General features: G+C 45.1%; 15 protein-coding genes. 8 read left to right on the top strand and 7 right to left on the bottom strand.

Translation table 11 applies throughout. From position 1 onward, the window contains the following. Positions 1-117 precede the first annotated feature (117 nt). Positions 118-732: a DUF3306 domain-containing protein gene (locus R7190_RS06795; RefSeq protein WP_186584260.1), complete on the bottom strand. Its 615-nt coding sequence runs from the start codon at positions 730-732 to the stop codon at positions 118-120. Then, positions 722-1,186, bottom strand: a complete 465-nt coding sequence (locus tag R7190_RS06790; RefSeq protein WP_186584262.1) for a DUF3305 domain-containing protein — start codon at positions 1,184-1,186, stop codon at positions 722-724. Before R7190_RS06790 ends, R7190_RS06795 begins: the two co-directional genes overlap by 11 nt. 323 nt (positions 1,187-1,509) lie before the next feature. On the opposite strand from R7190_RS06790, the gene R7190_RS06785 reads away from it, so the two are divergent. After that, positions 1,510-2,334 carry a formate dehydrogenase accessory sulfurtransferase FdhD gene (locus R7190_RS06785; RefSeq protein ID WP_186584264.1) on the top strand — a complete coding sequence of 275 codons (825 nt, stop codon included), beginning with the start codon at positions 1,510-1,512 and terminating at the stop codon, positions 2,332-2,334. A 240-nt stretch (positions 2,335-2,574) separates the two neighbouring features. Here R7190_RS06785 and R7190_RS06780 read toward each other — a convergent pair whose 3' ends face one another. The 3 genes from R7190_RS06780 to R7190_RS06770 form a co-directional block, all read right to left on the bottom strand. Beyond that, entirely contained in the window at positions 2,575-4,167 is a 1,593-nt protein-coding gene (locus tag R7190_RS06780; protein WP_017634911.1) for an ABC-F family ATPase, read from the bottom strand. A 216-nt stretch (positions 4,168-4,383) separates the two neighbouring features. Next, positions 4,384-6,423, bottom strand: a complete 2,040-nt coding sequence (locus R7190_RS06775; RefSeq protein WP_047102277.1) for a cache domain-containing protein — start codon at positions 6,421-6,423, stop codon at positions 4,384-4,386. Continuing rightward, a complete protein-coding gene (locus R7190_RS06770) occupies positions 6,413-7,864 on the bottom strand; it encodes a sigma-54-dependent transcriptional regulator (protein WP_017820677.1) in 1,452 nt (483 codons plus the stop codon). Before R7190_RS06770 ends, R7190_RS06775 begins: the two co-directional genes overlap by 11 nt. Before the next feature lie 334 nt (positions 7,865-8,198). On the opposite strand from R7190_RS06770, the gene R7190_RS06765 reads away from it, so the two are divergent. The 6 genes from R7190_RS06765 (at position 8,199) to R7190_RS06740 (ending at position 13,173) form a co-directional block, all read left to right on the top strand. Continuing rightward, positions 8,199-9,017, top strand: coding sequence for a substrate-binding domain-containing protein (locus R7190_RS06765; RefSeq protein WP_005389522.1), 819 nt, complete (start codon positions 8,199-8,201; stop codon positions 9,015-9,017). Between the two features lie 6 nt (positions 9,018-9,023). Further along, positions 9,024-9,722, top strand: a complete 699-nt coding sequence (locus R7190_RS06760; RefSeq protein WP_154204594.1) for an ABC transporter permease — start codon at positions 9,024-9,026, stop codon at positions 9,720-9,722. 50 nt (positions 9,723-9,772) lie between these two features. Further along, positions 9,773-10,492, top strand: a complete 720-nt coding sequence (locus R7190_RS06755; RefSeq protein ID WP_025766658.1) for an energy-coupling factor ABC transporter ATP-binding protein — start codon at positions 9,773-9,775, stop codon at positions 10,490-10,492. Then, positions 10,470-11,057 (top strand): molybdenum cofactor guanylyltransferase MobA, encoded by a 588-nt coding sequence (gene mobA, locus R7190_RS06750; protein ID WP_005389527.1) that lies wholly within the window; start codon positions 10,470-10,472, stop codon positions 11,055-11,057. The genes R7190_RS06755 and mobA overlap by 23 nt, the downstream gene beginning before the upstream one ends. Beyond that, complete coding sequence (locus R7190_RS06745; RefSeq protein WP_186584265.1) at positions 11,054-12,832, top strand: bifunctional molybdopterin-guanine dinucleotide biosynthesis adaptor protein MobB/molybdopterin molybdotransferase MoeA; 1,779 nt, start codon at positions 11,054-11,056, stop codon at positions 12,830-12,832. Before mobA ends, R7190_RS06745 begins: the two co-directional genes overlap by 4 nt. Before the next feature lie 74 nt (positions 12,833-12,906). Next, positions 12,907-13,173 carry a DUF2960 domain-containing protein gene (locus R7190_RS06740; protein ID WP_005377584.1) on the top strand — a complete coding sequence of 89 codons (267 nt, stop codon included), beginning with the start codon at positions 12,907-12,909 and terminating at the stop codon, positions 13,171-13,173. 203 nt (positions 13,174-13,376) lie between these two features. Here R7190_RS06740 and nagK read toward each other — a convergent pair whose 3' ends face one another. Continuing rightward, complete coding sequence (nagK, locus tag R7190_RS06735; protein ID WP_005377586.1) at positions 13,377-14,285, bottom strand: N-acetylglucosamine kinase; 909 nt, start codon at positions 14,283-14,285, stop codon at positions 13,377-13,379. Between the two features lie 175 nt (positions 14,286-14,460). After that, positions 14,461-15,210 (bottom strand): tRNA-uridine aminocarboxypropyltransferase, encoded by a 750-nt coding sequence (locus tag R7190_RS06730; protein ID WP_053350551.1) that lies wholly within the window; start codon positions 15,208-15,210, stop codon positions 14,461-14,463. A 140-nt stretch (positions 15,211-15,350) separates the two neighbouring features. On the opposite strand from R7190_RS06730, the gene R7190_RS06725 reads away from it, so the two are divergent. Then, the gene (locus R7190_RS06725; protein ID WP_025766660.1) at positions 15,351-16,166 is read left to right on the top strand and encodes a sterol desaturase family protein; all 816 of its coding nucleotides are present in this window, start codon (positions 15,351-15,353) and stop codon (positions 16,164-16,166) included. Positions 16,167-16,245 lie beyond the last annotated feature (79 nt).

Genomic DNA, 16,245 nt, shown 5'->3' with positions numbered 1-16,245 from the left:
TAAAATATCAACTAAAAATCAATAGGTTATCAATTTTACTGACAAATAGTAGGGATAAAAAAACCGGTTGAGACATTTTGTCTCAGCCGGCTCATTGAGTGTTTAGTCAAAATGTACCTATTCTTTGTGTGGTATATTTTGTCTCACCTCGTTAGGCTGTGATTCTTCAGCAAAAGTATCACTTTCGCCAGGAACTGTATTTATATACAGTTCATTTTCATATTGAGTAATTTGGCCACTTTTGTCGGTGTTTGACTCTGCGTCTTCAACTACCCCAGATGCGATATCGTTAACGTTAAGCTCAGACCCTTGCGCAGTTTCAGCGTCTGGTTCGTCTTCCACTTTGTCTTTAACCCAATCACGCAGCGTCTCAGCGACGTCTTGAGAAAGTGACTTTAAGTTACTGTAATCATCATCGTAATCGTCTAGGCCGTCACGCACGTTAAATTCTTCGGACAAGAACATTTTGCGCAGCGCAGCTTTCTTGACGCTTTCTGAGGCTTCAGAAACCAGCAGTTGCGCCACAGACATTTCTTCGGTTTTTTCAGTCTCTACACTCGCGGTAATGTCTGGAGCCTGACTATCCTCATTGACGTTCAAAGCATCTGAGGAAAGCGCTGTGACACTATCTTCGGATTGCGCCGTCTCTGCTATCGGCGTGATCTCTTCATCATGTTGGGAAGATTCTTCTAACTTACGTTTCGACCAACGGCTTAAAAAACTAGTTGCCATTTGCTCTGCCCGCTCCTTTGCGTTTCTTACGTCTTACTTCTAACAACTCACCGTGGCGACCGATAAAGGCTTCCATCCAAGCCTGAACGGCTAACGGCATATCGTTAGAAAGTACAAGGTTATCACCATCCATATATTGCGCCGCAACAGATTGTGAAGCCGTCAGTAACTGTATCGCTGGTTTTTCACCAGACTCGACGTTATCCATCACTAAAAAGAGTTTAGGTTGCAGAGAGCTTAAGTTAAAGCGGTAGTCTGTACGTTCATCTTTATGTAATTGCAACGTACAAACATCTGGAGTCTCTTCCGTCGGATTCAGCGCAAATCCTGTCAACTGCCATTGGGTTGTCACCCAAATCCCTGTACTGATCTCATGCTCAACAAGCTCTACGCCGATTGGCCATGTATCCTCAGTCTTTTCGTAATTTTTTTCGAAATCTTTCTTATCCGACATAACTCACCCAGTCTTTCTATTTTTGGTCTGAAAACACACAGGACATTTTGCCCCCGTTTTCGACCATTTTTATTGTCTTCGAAGCAATAAACGCGCCAAGCTGATATAACTTAGTCTATATACTCCCTCAGGCTATAAGTACCAAACTAGACGAAACTCAAATGTATTGATGTGTCATTACTGCGAACTCGCAGTTTTAATGCATTGTTGACATAAAACCTCGCAATTTCTGTGGGAACCGCTATTTTGGAATGAGATTTGCTAGCCACTTAACAAGCTAAAATGCGTAGCAACCTAACGCTCTTAATCACTAGGACACGACTGTGCTGAAACCAAACATTATTAAAACCAGTGAAAATCCCCTGCAAACCATTGAAGTCGATGTGTACGACGAGTACGGCGAAAAACTGACAAAGCAAATCGCGTGCGAGCGTCCTCTTACGGTCATGCTGAACTGGAAAGAAGTGGTCACGCTCATGACGCTAGGTTCGCGTCCAGAAGCACTAGTACTGGGTTATTTAAAAAACCAAAGCTTCCTGTCCGACCCAGCCGCGATTGAATCCGTTATTATTGACTGGGAAACGCATTCCGCAGCGGTGATTACTAAAGAAAACACTGAACACTTAGAAGGCGCCCTGAAAAAGAAAACCGTCACCTCAGGTTGTGGCCAAGGCACTATGTATGGCAACGTGATGAAGCAGCTTGAAAATTATCAAGTGCCTCAAGTTCCTCTTAAGCAGTCAGAAATTTATTCTGCGCTGGAAGCGTTAACTCATTACAACGACACCTACAAAAAAGCGGGCGCAGTACACGGCTGTGCGGTTTGCAAAGGTAATGAAGTGTTGTCATTTGTGGAAGATGTCGGCCGTCACAACGCAGTGGATACACTTGCAGGTGAGATGTGGCTCAAAGAAGAAACAGGTGAAGATAGAATTTTCTACACAACTGGTCGCCTTACATCAGAGATGGTGATTAAAGTGGCTCAAATGGGCATTCCTGTTCTGCTTTCTCGCTCTGGCGTTACTCAAATGGGGTTAGATCTAGCGAAGCAATTTGGTATTACAACCATTGCGCGTGCGAAAGGTTTGCGCTTCCAAGTGTTTACAGGAGCCGACAAGGTTGAATTTGATGTAAAAGGCAACCAATAACACCTTTTCAGTGTAAACTAAAACCAATAATGCGGATTCACAGAGGATGTGGACTATGAATAATGACCAATTGTGGAATTTTCTGCTTACGCCCAGCGGTATCATGCTTTCTATGATTATTACCTTTGGCGTGGTCGGGCTCTATGCGTATATAACCGGTCAGTTTAAGGATTAAGGCCAAATATCAAAAAAGCCTCGCTAAATAGCGAGGCTTTTGCTTTTTAAACGCTTTGCGAGTAATTACGCGTCAACACCACGAGATTTTAGGAACTCAGAGTAAGTGCCTTTAAAGTCTGTGATTTTACCATCGCGGATTTCGATAATACGCGTTGCTAGTGAGTCTACGAATACACGGTCGTGAGATACGAAGAACAACGTGCCTTTGTATTGCTCAAGCGCAGTGTTCAAAGATTCGATCGATTCCATATCCATGTGGTTGGTTGGTTCGTCCATTAGCAACATGTTTGGCTTGTGCATCATCAGCTTGCCAAGCAGCATACGACCTTGTTCACCACCAGACAGTACTTTTACTGACTTCTTAATGTCGTCTTGGCCAAACAGCATACGACCTAGGAAACCACGAACGACTTGCTCGTCATCACCTTCTTGACGCCATTGACCCATCCAATCCGTTAGGTTCATGTCTTCTGCAAAGTCATGCGCGTGGTCTTGCGCGTAGTAACCGATGTTTGAGTTTTCAGACCATTTGTACTCACCCGCACGCGGTTCAAGCACACCAGCAAGCGTGTTTAGAAGTGTTGTTTTACCCACACCGTTCTCACCGATGATCGCAACGCGCTCACCCACTTCAAAAATTGCATTGAAGTCTGAGAACAAGTCCTCTTCGAATCCTTGGCTTAGGTTTTCAACAATCAGAGCGTTACGGAACAGCTCTTTCGACTGTTCGAAACGAATGAATGGGTTTTGACGGCTAGACGCTTTAACTTCATCCAGTTTGATCTTGTCGATTTGCTTAGCACGAGATGTCGCTTGTTTTGCTTTCGATGCGTTTGCAGAGAAACGAGCAACGAACGTTTGTAGCTCAGCGATTTGTGCTTTCTTCTTCGCGTTGTCGTTTAGTAGACGTTCGCGAGCTTGAGAAGCCGCAGTCATGTACTCATCGTAGTTACCTGGGTAAACACGTAGCTCACCGTAATCCAAATCAGCCATGTGCGTACATACTGAGTTTAGGAAGTGACGGTCGTGCGAGATGATGATCATTGTGCAGTTACGTGCGTTTAGCGTGTCTTCCAACCAACGGATAGTGTCCATATCCAAGTTGTTGGTTGGTTCGTCAAGAAGCATCACATCTGGGTCTGCGAATAGAACCTGCGCTAGAAGCACACGAAGTTTCCAGCCTGGTGCTACTTCACTCATTAGACCGAAGTGCTGCTCCATTGGAATACCCACCGCAAGAAGAAGTTCGCCCGCTTTGGCTTCTGCCATGTAGCCGTCCATTTCCGCAAACTGAACTTCTAGGTCAGCCACTTTCATGCCGTCTTCTTCACTCATTTCAGCAAGTGAGTAGATACGGTCACGCTCTTTCTTCACTTCCCATAGCTCTTTATGACCCATGATAACGGTATCGATTACCGTAAATTCTTCGTAAGCGAACTGGTCCTGGTTCAGTTTTGCAACGCGCTCGTTTGGATCGTAGCTTACGTTACCACTGGTTTGCTCAAGCTCGCCGCTGAGGATCTTCATAAAGGTTGATTTACCACAACCGTTAGCTCCAATTAAGCCATAGCGATTGCCTTCGCCGAACTTAACTGAAATGTTTTCGAATAGCGGCTTAGCGCCGAATTGTTGAGTAATATTCGCTGTGGAGATCAAAACCTTTACCTTAGCAATTGGGGTGTATTTAGAAAAACCGGGCAACGGTACTTGTTCATGCTACATACTGCAAGTGTTGTTTTTATTAATTCACTCCAAGTAAAATCATTGTAAGGTTTCTAAGAAGCAAAAGCGCAAACATAAATGCGTCATTAAATACAAAAAAGAGCCACTATCGTCAGTGGCTCTTTTTCCATTAATACTTCAAAAAAGTGACTAAGCGATGTTCGTCACCTCTAGGATCAGTTCGGCTTTTTTAGGTAAATAAATACTGAATTTACTGCCTTTTCCCCATTCAGACTCTGCTTTTAACTCACCACCCGTTTGGCTGAGAATACTTTGGGAGACCGATAGCCCTAACCCTGTGCCTTCTCGTTTCGTTGTGTAAAATGGCGAGAAGATTCGACTCAAGTTTTCTGGTTTAATACCGCAGCCCTCATCGATAACATGAATCGCGGCTCCTTTCACTTCTCCCTCGTCAATCCAGTCTTCACTGACTACTGTTAACATGCCTTTACCGCTCATTGCGTGAATGGCGTTCATTTGCAAATTAACTAAGATTTGTAGCAAGTGGTGACGGTTTATCTCAACGGACGTATGCGCTTGTAGGTCAGTCACAAACTCAACGTCGCGTTTCTTGGTGCCAGTTTTAACCAAGGTGATGCTTTCATCAATGATAGGATTGACATGTTGCCAAGTGATTTCATCTTGAACACCGCCTTGGCGACTGTATTGCAATAAACTGCGTGTGATATTGCGGATACGATCAATTTGCGCGTGAATCGCATCAATTTCTTCTTGTACTCGACTTGCATCGTCACCCAATTCAAAATGGATCAATTCTACGTTGCCAAGAATCACGGCGGTTGGGTTATTAATTTCGTGAGCAATCCCCGCGGTGAGTTCTCCCAATGCTGCCAGTTTTTCATGAACAACGAGTTTGTCGCGAGTTTGGTTAAGCAATTGAATATGCAGCTCAAGATCTTGGGTTTTTTCTCTCAGGCTTGCCGTACGCTCTTGAACTTTGCATTCAAGTTGAGCTGCGGAGTTTTTCAGTTCAATTTTGCGCTCTTCTAGCGCGTCTAACATATCATCAAACTGTCTGGCTAACTGCGCAAGTTCATGATCGGCATCTAATCCTAACGGGCCAATCCGTTTTTCTTTACCTTGTTGGACCTGCTTCACCACTTTGTGAATGCGTTCGATCGGTCGAAACAGATCATAAGAACCGCGATATACCATCACGCCAGAAACCAGCAATAACATAACCGTAATCAAGCTGATTTCGGCAATGTTGGTCATGTAGGCTTTAACGAATGGCCACATTAGGTAACCGGTATAAAGCATACCAATGACGTTGTCGTATTGGTCTTTGATCGGTTGATACGCCGTAATATACCAAGCGTCATACACATATGCTCGGTCAACCCACTGTTCACCCTTCGAAAGTACTTGGTTATACACTTCTGCGCTCACGCGAGTGCCTATGGCGCGCCCTAGTCTATGATCGCTGTCTAGAGGAACGTTGGTGCTCACACGCAAATCATCGAGAAATACCGTCAACGTACCCACAGGGCGAAGGCGGTCATTATCACTTAAGTAAATGAGATCGCGGATTTGATCCACCAGCACTGTGCTGTTGTTAAGGAGCAAACCACCATCAAGAAAGCCGATCAAATCGTTCGCTTGGCTGTATACCGGAATCACGGTTCGACTGACTAACCCACGCACTTCCCTGTCACCATCAGCAAGAATAGGCACTTCAGCTCGTTTGGCGAGTTCAGGATCGAGGCGTTCGAGTTCTTCTTTATTGAGTACATCAAAAAACGATTCGCGCTTGGTGAGATCCATAAAGCGGAATTTGTTTTCCATGGAATTAACGCGTTGGAAAGAGAGAAAATCTAAAGCATATCTTTTCTTCTGCTCTGTGACCCACTTTTGCAGGTCACCTTGTGGCGTTCCTTGATTAATGCGAATACGGAAATCGTACGAATCGGCAAACGCCCGCACGTAATTGGCTTGCTTTTGCTGTAACAACGTTACGCTGTTATTTGCAACACCAAGACGCTCCGAGACATCAAGCAGCGCATTTTGCCACGTGTAATGAATAGACCAATAAATGGTAATGCCGATCAGAGCTAACAATGTGAGGAAAATCGGCGCAGAGGTTAAGAATAACAAGCGATAACGCACCATGGTTTTAAAACGGTGCGTCCATTTTGACAATCCTTTGTACTGTGGGCCGTTAGTCGGCATATTCCTCATCCTCAGAATCCCATTCTTTGTATTTACGTTCTAAGGTCTTGCGAGCTACGCCCAAGTCACGAGCAGCAGCAGACTTATTGCCTTCATGCAAGTTAACGACTTGTTTAATATGTGCTTTCTCGACTTCTTTTAACGTCCAGCTGTTTGGATAGCCTTCGCCAGTAAATTCTTTGCCTTCTCTAAAGGTTGGTAACTCAGCAGAGTGAGAAACAGTAATCGATACATTAGGCAGTGAATGCCCGCCATTCAGCTCTCGCCAATAGTGTGCAGGTGGTTTGCCAAGCAAGATACAACGCTCAATCAAGTTTTTCAGCTCACGAATGTTTCCCGGCCAATCGTACTCACTCATGGCTTCCATGTCCTCGTGCGCCCATTTGGGCGCAGGCATACCGAGCTCGCGCGTCAGCATGTTGCTGAAAAATGGCACCAACTCAAATAAGTCGGTTTTGCGCTCTCGCAGCGGACACACTTCAATTTTCAGAACGTTTAAACGGTAATAGAGGTCACTGCGGAAATTACCTTGATTGACCTCTTCTTGCAGGTTTCGGTTGGTTGCCGCTACGATACGGACATCAATACTGATCTCTCTTTCTGAACCGACAGGGCGAATCGTACGCTGCTCTAACACACGTAATAATGATGCCTGCATTGCAAGTGGCATCTCCCCGATTTCGTCAAGAAATAAGGTGCCACCGTTAGCAACACGGAACAAACCTTCACGCGATTTTTTTGCACCGGTAAACGCGCCCGATGTATGACCAAACAACTCACTCTCTAAAAGCTCAGGTGCAATCGCGCCGCAGTTGATTGGCACAAACGGGCCCGTTCTCCCACTCGCCTGGTGGATACCTCGTGCAACTAGCTCTTTACCCGTACCCGACTCACCTTCCACCAAAACAGAAGCGCGTGATGGTGCAAATTGGTTAATAAGTTGCTTAAGCAGGCGCGTTTTTTCTGAGCCGCCGATGATCTCTGAGGTATTGTGACGTTGGTAATCGCGTGTCATGGCGTACTGCATGCGTTCGTTCAAACGGCGATCCATACAGCGACTGACCGCTTTTAACATCTGCTCAAGGTTGAATGGTTTGAGGATAAAGTCGGAAGCACCGAGCTGTAGCGCTCGAATGGCAATTTCTAAATCCGCATAACCCGTCATAAAAATCACATCGGCACGTTTGTCATCATCTTCAAACGCTTCTTCCCACTCAATTCCAGAACGCCCTGGCAGATTAATATCCAGTAAGATCAGATCATAATGTCGAGAATTACGCAGTTGTTCTGCTTCTTCGATGCTACCAGCTGTATCGACATGTGAAAAAAGCTTACCCAATGCCTTTTTCAAGATGGCTTGCATGCCTAATTCATCATCGACGACCAGTACGGAAAAGGCGCTATATTGTTGGTTTGTACTAAGATGGGATTGAGTAGACATATTTACCCCAGATGGATTTCGATGGGACAGAGTGTACCAAGTTTAAACAGAGATACCCTACAAAAAGTGCGACATTTTGTACCAACGCAAACTTTTATGCAAATAACCCCATGATTTAGTGCATAAACCAAGCACTTTAAGCTTGTAAAAGGTTGGCATCTTGTTTGCTATAAGGTGGATACGGAGCGCATTTAAGTGATCTCAGGATGTTGATGTTTGCTTATTCCAACACCCTGAGACAACTTGCGTATTACGCTAATCGCTCTCGTCCAAAAAGGCTTCTCCCTAAAACCTGGAGAGATTCCAAAGAATCATTGGAAAGGAACACATAAAAATGAAAAAAATTGCGCTAACTCTGGCTGCAACGTCAATCACGCTTGTAAGTTACTCTGCGTTTTCTGCTCAAGACGGAGAACACGTTCGCCTTGCAACCACAACCAGTACTTACCATTCAGGTTTACTTGATTACCTGCTTCCACAATTTGAAAAAGACACGGGCTACAAAGTCGATGTTATTGCTGCAGGTACTGGTAAAGCCTTAAAAATGGGCGAAAACGGTGACGTAGATTTGGTGATGACACATGCACCAAAAGCTGAAGGCGCATTTGTTGAGAAAGGCTACGGCGTTTTACCTCGCAAGCTAATGTACAACGACTTTGTGATTGTAGGCCCGAAAGCTGACCCAGCAACAATCAAAAATGACGAAGGCGTGTTAGATGTATTCAAAGAGATCGCAAACAAAAACGCAACGTTCATCTCTCGCGGCGATGATTCTGGTACACACAAAAAAGAAATGGGCTTCTGGGCTCAAACTAAAATCGAACCGAACTTTGGTGGCTACCGTAGCGTAGGTCAAGGTATGGGCCCAACTCTAAACATGGCGTCTGAAATGCAAGGCTACACCATGACGGATCGCGGCACATGGCTGGCTTACCAAAACAAATTGGATCTAGAAATTCTGTTCCAAGGCGATGAAAAACTGTTTAACCCGTACCAAGTTATTCTTGTTAACCCTGAGCGTTACCCAACGATTAACTACCAAGGTGCGAAGGCATTCAGTGATTGGTTGGTAAACCCTCGCGGACAGGAACTTATCAATGGTTTCCGCCTAAACGGTAAACAACTGTTTGTTGCGAATGCTGAGAGCAAATAACGCAATATGAATCTTGCTGATACAACACTGGAAGCGCTTCGCTTACTGGTGAATTTTGATGCAGACCTATGGGAGATCGTTGCGGTCTCCTTTAGTGTTTCTATCACGGCAATATCCCTAGTGGTATTGCCGGCTATTTTGATGTCCTTTGTACTGGCGTATACCGACTTTAGCGGTAAATGGTTTTTGTTGTCGATCGTAAATACGCTGCAAGCGGTCCCTACCGTGGTGATTGGCCTGTTGCTGTACATGTTGCTGTCGCGTGCTGGCCCTTGGGGAGACTGGCAAATGCTGTTCACTCAGAAGGCAATGATCTTCGGCCAAATGGTGATCTGCTTCCCTGTTTTGGTATCGATGATGCATGGTGCATTACAATCTAGCGACCGTCGTGCAGTGGAAACTGCCATCACGCTGGGCGTCTCCATTCCGCGCTTGGCAGCTACGATGATTTGGGAAACCCGCTTTCCTCTACTTGCGGCTATCATTGCAGGGTTTTCACGTATCGTGACCGAGGTGGGCTGCTCAATGATGGTTGGTGGGAACATTATGGGCGTGACGCGAAATATTCCCACGGCTATCGCAATGGAAAGCAGTAAAGGTGCTTTTGCGCAAGGAGTTGCATTAGGAATTGTATTACTATCTTTAGCGTTGGCTCTAAACTTCTTCTTATCAAGCATGAGAGGCAAAGGCTACCTCAGAACATAGAACATGAAGCAAACAAACGACTCACCATTAACCCCATGTCGAGGCGAATTATGACTATAAAAATCACCGCCGAACAGTTATCCATGCGCTTTAAAGAGCGTGTGCTTTTCCACATCCCTGAGTTAGCCATCGGCCCAAATGATGCCATTTATCTCAAGGGTGACAATGGTGTGGGCAAAACTACCCTACTCAAAATCCTTGCTGGCTTGCTCAAACCCTCTACTGGTGATGTTGTTGCGCCAAAAGATACGTGGCTAAAAAGACTGACGCGTCGCAATGGTCGTGTCGATGTGATTTATCTCCACCAATCCCCTTACCTTTTTGACGGCACTGTATATGAAAACGTAGTCTATGGAGTGAAATATCAACAAGACACGCAAAAAGATAAGCGAGCTCAAGTTATTCACGCGCTGCGCATGGTAGGTTTAGAAACCTTAGCGGACGAACATATTTCCGTGTTGTCCGGCGGTGAAAAACAGCGCGTTGCCATGGCAAGGGCTTGGATCTTAAAACCGTCGATTTTGTTGATGGATGAGCCAAGTGCGTCTTTAGACCAAGAATCCATTGAACGATTGGTGGTGATGGCGAAAGATCTTTTGGATCGTGGTTCCAGTATCGTGGTGACAAGCCATCAGGCCAACGCACTGACCGACTTATGTAAAAAACAGTGGTGGATTAAAGACAAGACTTTGATAGAGTCTCCTCTGTTGTATGTCATACCAAAAGAAACATCCCAAGAGAATGCATATGCTTCAACCAACACAAACTAGTTGGGTCATTTTGGCTGGTGGCCAAGCCAGCCGTATGGGTGGAAAAGATAAAGGTCTGATTGAGTTAAATCAGAAGCCACTCATCGAGCACGTTATTGAACGTTTATCTCCACAAACTCCACGCATTTTAATTAATGCCAACCGAAACCAAGATGCGTACAGCAAATTTGGTTTCGTATTTAGTGATCAATTCAAAGATTTCCCTGGGCCTATGGGCGGTATTCACGCGGGTTTGATGCATTCTGAAACCGACTGGGTCGGATTTGTACCTTGCGATAGTCCACAAATTAACACCGACCTTGTCGAGCGTTTCTGCCAGGCCGTCAAAGAAGACAGCGATATTTTGGTCGCGCATGATGGTGACCATCAGCAACCTGTTTTTACGCTCTACCACAAGCGCGTACTGCCAAAACTCACCGCGTTTTTAGAACGTGGCGACCGCAAAATCATTCTGCTCTACAAAGAGTGCAACACCAGTTACGTTGACTTTAGCGACTCACCAAACTGTTTCGTCAACTTGAACACTCCGGAAGAACTGGCGCAATTTGGACAATTAGAATCATGAAACACACGCTAAACATTCCTATTCTTGGTTTTGCAGCTTATTCAGGCACAGGCAAAACCACGCTACTTGAAGCCCTATTGCCAAAGCTGACAGAAGCAGGTTTACGCATTGGCATGCTAAAACATGCGCACCACAACTTCGATGTCGATAAGCCGGGTAAAGACAGCTACCGTTTACGCAAAGCTGGCGCGTCTCAAATGCTGATTGCTTCTCGCAACCGTTTTGCGTTAATGACAGAAACGCCAGAAGCCGAAGCGGAGTTTGAATACCTCTTAACTCGTTTTGATGAAGACAAGCTCGATGTGGTTTTGGTTGAAGGCTGTAAAAACATCGCGTTTCCTAAAATTGAATTGCACCGTGAAGAAGTGGGTAAACCTTGGCTTTACCCTCACGATGAAAACATCATCGCTATCGCGTCAGACAGCGGCGAGTTGGACTCTGAACTGCCTCAAATGAACATCAATGATTTGGATGCCATCGCTCAATTTGTTCTTCAATACGTTCAAGATGCAAAAGCACCAAAATCTAAAGAGAAAGACGCCGCATGTTGCGACACACTTTCTCCGGCGTTCCTTTCTGTGATTCAAGGCCAAGAAAAAATCCTTTCTTTGGTGAACACGGTCTCGGAAATAGAAGCATGCAAGATTGAAAACGCCTATGGCCGTGTTCTCGCGGAAGATATCATTTCACCAGTAAACGTGCCGCAATACACCAACTCCGCGATGGACGGTTACGCTATCCGCAGTGATGATGTTGACCGCGATAGCTACCAAGTGGTTGTTGAAGTGATGGCGGGTCATGCTTACGATCAACCTCTGGACGTTGGTCAAGCGGTGAAGATCATGACTGGCGCACCAACACCACGTAACGGCGACACAGTGGTCATGCGTGAGCAAGCCTCTCAAGAAGGTGACAAGGTCACCTTTAACGGTGCGAATATCAAAGCAGGCCAAAACGTTCGTCAAGCAGGTGAAGATCTCGCTATCGGCAGTGACGTCTTTACCGCAGGCACTCGCCTAGCCTCTCCAGAAATGGGCATGATCGCTTCGCTTGGTTTTGGTGAAGCGAATGTGTTCCGCAAAGTGAAAGTTGCCGTGTTCTCCACCGGTGACGAAGTACAAGCGCCGGGAACAGAGCAAAATGCGAATTCTATCTACGATTCCAACCGTTTTACCATCATGGGCATGCTTGAAAAGCTCGGCTGCGAGATCTTGGACTTCGGTATTCTGGAAGACAACGAAAAGTTAATGATTGAAGCGTTGGAAAACGCATCGGCGCAAGCGGACGTGGTTATGACTTCTGGTGGCGTATCTGTTGGTGATGCGGATTACATCAAACTTGCCTTGGATAAACTTGGTCAAATAGATTTTTGGCGAATCAACATGCGTCCGGGACGTCCATTAGCGTTTGGTCAAATCAACAACAAGCCGTTCTTTGGTCTGCCGGGCAACCCTGTTGCCGTGATGGTTTCATTCATCAACTTTGTCGAGCCTGCACTGCGTAAGATGCAAGGCGAACAAGGCTGGAAGCCTCTGAAAGTGAATGCCATCGCGACTGAAAACCTTCGCTCTCGACAAGGTCGTACCGAGTTTAGCCGTGGCGTCTATGAACTGGATGCAACTGGCCGTTTAACCGTTCGTACAACAGGCAAGCAAGGCTCTGGTATTTTGCGCTCAATGAGTGAGGCAAACTGTTTGATCGAAATCTCCCCAGCTATTGATACAGTAAAAGCGGGAGAAAGCGTGACAATTATCCCACTTCAAGGCAGAATCTAGCTCAAACTAGAAATTCAAAGGTCAGCGAGTCTGGCCTTTTTGTTTAATACAGAAACCTTTTCAGAGAGACAGCTATGGCTCGCACCATTCTTTACACTTACAAAGACCAAGACAAAGAACTGACGTTCTCATACCAGCAACACCGCAACATTCAAGAAGCAGTTGCCGAGGCAGAAGGTATCGATATCACTGAGTTCCTAAAGATGGAGCAACAAATCGAAGCAGTGTCTGACACTAAAGCAGTGCGCAACTACCGCGACAACTACTTCAGAAAATTAGGCTTTAGTAAAATCACCCTAGCTCAAAAAGAAAACCTAGGCGTAGGCAAAAAGAACAAATAAGCTTATCTGCAAACAGAAAACTCGCGATTCGTCGCGAGTTTTTTATGCATGCTATTTTTTTTTCGTGCTCTATACCCAAGCATATAGAAGTTACTTGGGTATATAAGTTACTTCGATATACAAGTAAAAGCCCCGTTTTACCTTGATGGTCTAAACGGGGCTTTAAATTTCTTCTTACTTTGTATCGAGTAAGGTTTCAGTCACTACTTGATGTTTAAGAACGCAGCGCCGCGTACACCACCTGAATCACCGTGTTTTGCTTTGATGATCTTAGGACACTTAGCTACAGACAATAAGTGTTTAGGGATGCGTTTTGGCATCTCTTCGTAAATCAATTCGAAGTTAGATAAGCCTCCACCAAGTACAACGGTGTGTGGGTCTGTTGCAGTAAACAGGTTTGCAAAGCAGATTGCTAGCAGCTCCATAAAGCGCTCGACGTGCTCTACTGCTTTCTCTTCACCCTCTGCGTGCGCTTTAATAATGTCGATCGCTTTCTTCTCTTCGCCGTAGTAATGCGCGTAAAGAAGCTCGAAACCACGACCAGATAGGTAACTATCTAAACAGCCTTTGTTGCCACAGCCACAGCCAAGTAATGGTGCGTTTTCACCCAGGTGGAACCATGCGTCGATAGGAAGACGTGTGTGACCCACCTCACCCGCTACGTGGTTGCGGCCAGAGAATACTTTACCTTCGTAGATAAAGCCACCGCCAAAACCAGTACCAAGGATCAAACCTAGTACAGATGGTTCATCTTGAAGATCTTCGTCCCACGCTTCAGAAAGCGCGAAACAGTTTGCATCGTTTTCAATTTTTACGCTGCGACCGATTTTAGCTTCCAGATCAGCACGAAGTGGTTTGCCTTTTGCCGCAGGAACGTTAACTGTTAGTACCGTTGCATCATCGGCGTCTTCCATACCTGGCAAGCCAAGACCAATCGTACCTTCGCAGCCAAACTCTGTATCGTATTTATTCACCAATTCCGCAATGGTATCAACCAGCAGCTCGTAGTTGTCTGTTGGTGTAGGTACACGTTCCGTCGCTACACGCTCAAGCTTCTCGTTAAATGCACCAAATTCAATTTTAGTGCCACCGACATCAAAGCCGTAATACATGTATTTCTCTCCTAAAAAATGCTTCAAACGACTCTCAAAAATGGCTAGAGTCAAAAGTATAAACTGATGGCATTATCCATATCTGTACGCCTGCAAACCGTGACCGAATGCAGATTTATCCCCTCACCGAAGCCAGTTGAACAACATACCATCAACAAAAGCTCATTCCTTAGAGTCAGCTCTCGGTTTTCATCCACTCTTTGAAACGTTTCAAGTGTGGCTGGTTAGGGTCGTTTTTGACTCGAGTCTTGCTCAGCATGTAAGTTTCTCTGAAGGCTTCAAACCACAATTGAAGGCATTCCGCAGCTTTAGGCTCACCAGCTTGTTTTAAAACTAATGTCGCGACTTCGGCGGTTGAAAGATGCTGATCATTCTCGGAGCGGCGCATGATGTATTCAGACAGAGATTCCGGCTCAATGGAAAGCACAGGCAAAGATTTAAGAAAATCAGAACGACGGAATATCTTTCGTGCCTCACGCCAGCTACCATCAATAAAGATCAGCAACCATTTTTTGTTCTCGACATCTTCTTTTACCAATCGCCCTGGCTCTAGATCTTCAATTAAACGAGAGGGATCATCCACATAGTCTGCAGGAAATACAATCACCGGTTGGTAACTGTCATCCTGTAGTAGCGCTAGCATCTCTTCAGACGGTTCTGTTCGGTTCCATTGATACACGTAAGTCTCTTGAATCGTATCAGCGATTAGACGACCGGTATTACTTGGCTTAAATACTTCGTTTTCAGAAACAATCAACATACATGCAATATTAGCCTTAATGTTTGGCTGAAGGTCGCACAAACAGTGTTGCTCAGAAACCTGGCAATATTGGCAACGAACCACTTTACATCCACGCGCGTTGAAAGGCTTGGTTGAGATAGATTGTCGGTACTGATATAAACGGTGGAAAGCGTGAATTCTCATGGTAAGTAATGCCAAGTAAAAAGTAGAGCGCGATTCTACTGATATTATGGTTTCGCCTCAAGATAAGCCCATCAGCAGTGTGTTGAAATAATTTCACACTTATCTCGGTCATAGATAAAGAAATAAATAAGGGAATGACAGTGACAGAAACGACATTTCAAGAACCCTCATGGCTCAGATTAGGCTTTTTCCTTGGCGTATTATTGCTTTGTGCCATTTGGGAGAACAAATTGCCTAGAAAAACACTGACCGCTTCGCGCAGGTTTCGCTGGGTCAATAACTTGTCATTGGTTGCTTTTAACAGCCTAGTTATTGCTTTAATCATGCCTATCGCCGCCTTTCAAGCTGCGGTCATAGCTCAGGAGCAACAATGGGGGCTGCTGAATATTCTGTCCCTCCCCGATTGGTTAAACATTTTCCTAACCGTCATTTTGCTTGATTTCGTCATTTACGCTCAGCATGTTGTCTTTCATCATGTAAAACCGCTGTGGAAGATTCACCGAATGCATCACGCCGATCTCGACATAGACGTCACTACAGGCGCACGCTTTCATCCCTTCGAAATAATCATTTCAATGGGAGTAAAAATTGCAGCCGTGTTTATCTTAGGTGTTTCACCTATCGGAATTGTGGTATTTGAAATTGTGCTTAATGCGAGCGCGATGTTTAATCACAGTAATGCAAAACTGGCTTTATCTATGGACCAAAAACTGCGAAACGTCATCGTTACACCAGACATGCATCGCGTGCACCATTCAGTGATAGTAAAAGAGACCCACTCAAACTTTGGTTTTTTCCTTTCAGTTTGGGACCGCTTTTTTGGGACATACCGAGCTCAGCCTAAGTTGGGTCATGAAGATGTTGTTATTGGTGTGCCGGAAATTAGAGACGAAGAAGAGCAAAGATTAGATAAGCTGTTAACGCAGCCCTTTCGCTACAATAAAGAGAAGAAGTAATGGTTGAAAAAATATTGTTGGATGAAGTATGTCAACAAAACGAATAGACCAAGCCTAAACCCCAGTTAAACACTACTTC

The sequence above is a fragment of the Vibrio sp. 1078-1 genome (assembly GCF_033340475.1).
This window is presented reverse-complemented; position numbering and strand designations above follow the sequence as displayed.

Bases quoted from the DNA above. Each gene is read 5' to 3' on its own strand.
- R7190_RS06755 (WP_025766658.1), top strand. From the start codon at position 9,773: ATGACTATAAAAATCACCGCCGAACAGTTATCCATGCGCTTTAAAGAG.
- R7190_RS06795 (WP_186584260.1), bottom strand. From the start codon at position 732: ATGGCAACTAGTTTTTTAAGCCGTTGGTCGAAACGTAAGTTAGAAGAA.
- R7190_RS06770 (WP_017820677.1), bottom strand. From the start codon at position 7,864: ATGTCTACTCAATCCCATCTTAGTACAAACCAACAATATAGCGCCTTT.
- R7190_RS06765 (WP_005389522.1), top strand. From the start codon at position 8,199: ATGAAAAAAATTGCGCTAACTCTGGCTGCAACGTCAATCACGCTTGTA.
- R7190_RS06745 (WP_186584265.1), top strand. From the start codon at position 11,054: ATGAAACACACGCTAAACATTCCTATTCTTGGTTTTGCAGCTTATTCA.
- mobA (WP_005389527.1), top strand. From the start codon at position 10,470: ATGCTTCAACCAACACAAACTAGTTGGGTCATTTTGGCTGGTGGCCAA.
- nagK (WP_005377586.1), bottom strand. From the start codon at position 14,285: ATGTATTACGGCTTTGATGTCGGTGGCACTAAAATTGAATTTGGTGCA.
- R7190_RS06790 (WP_186584262.1), bottom strand. From the start codon at position 1,186: ATGTCGGATAAGAAAGATTTCGAAAAAAATTACGAAAAGACTGAGGAT.
- R7190_RS06775 (WP_047102277.1), bottom strand. From the start codon at position 6,423: ATGCCGACTAACGGCCCACAGTACAAAGGATTGTCAAAATGGACGCAC.
- R7190_RS06730 (WP_053350551.1), bottom strand. From the start codon at position 15,210: ATGAGAATTCACGCTTTCCACCGTTTATATCAGTACCGACAATCTATC.
- R7190_RS06740 (WP_005377584.1), top strand. From the start codon at position 12,907: ATGGCTCGCACCATTCTTTACACTTACAAAGACCAAGACAAAGAACTG.
- R7190_RS06760 (WP_154204594.1), top strand. From the start codon at position 9,024: ATGAATCTTGCTGATACAACACTGGAAGCGCTTCGCTTACTGGTGAAT.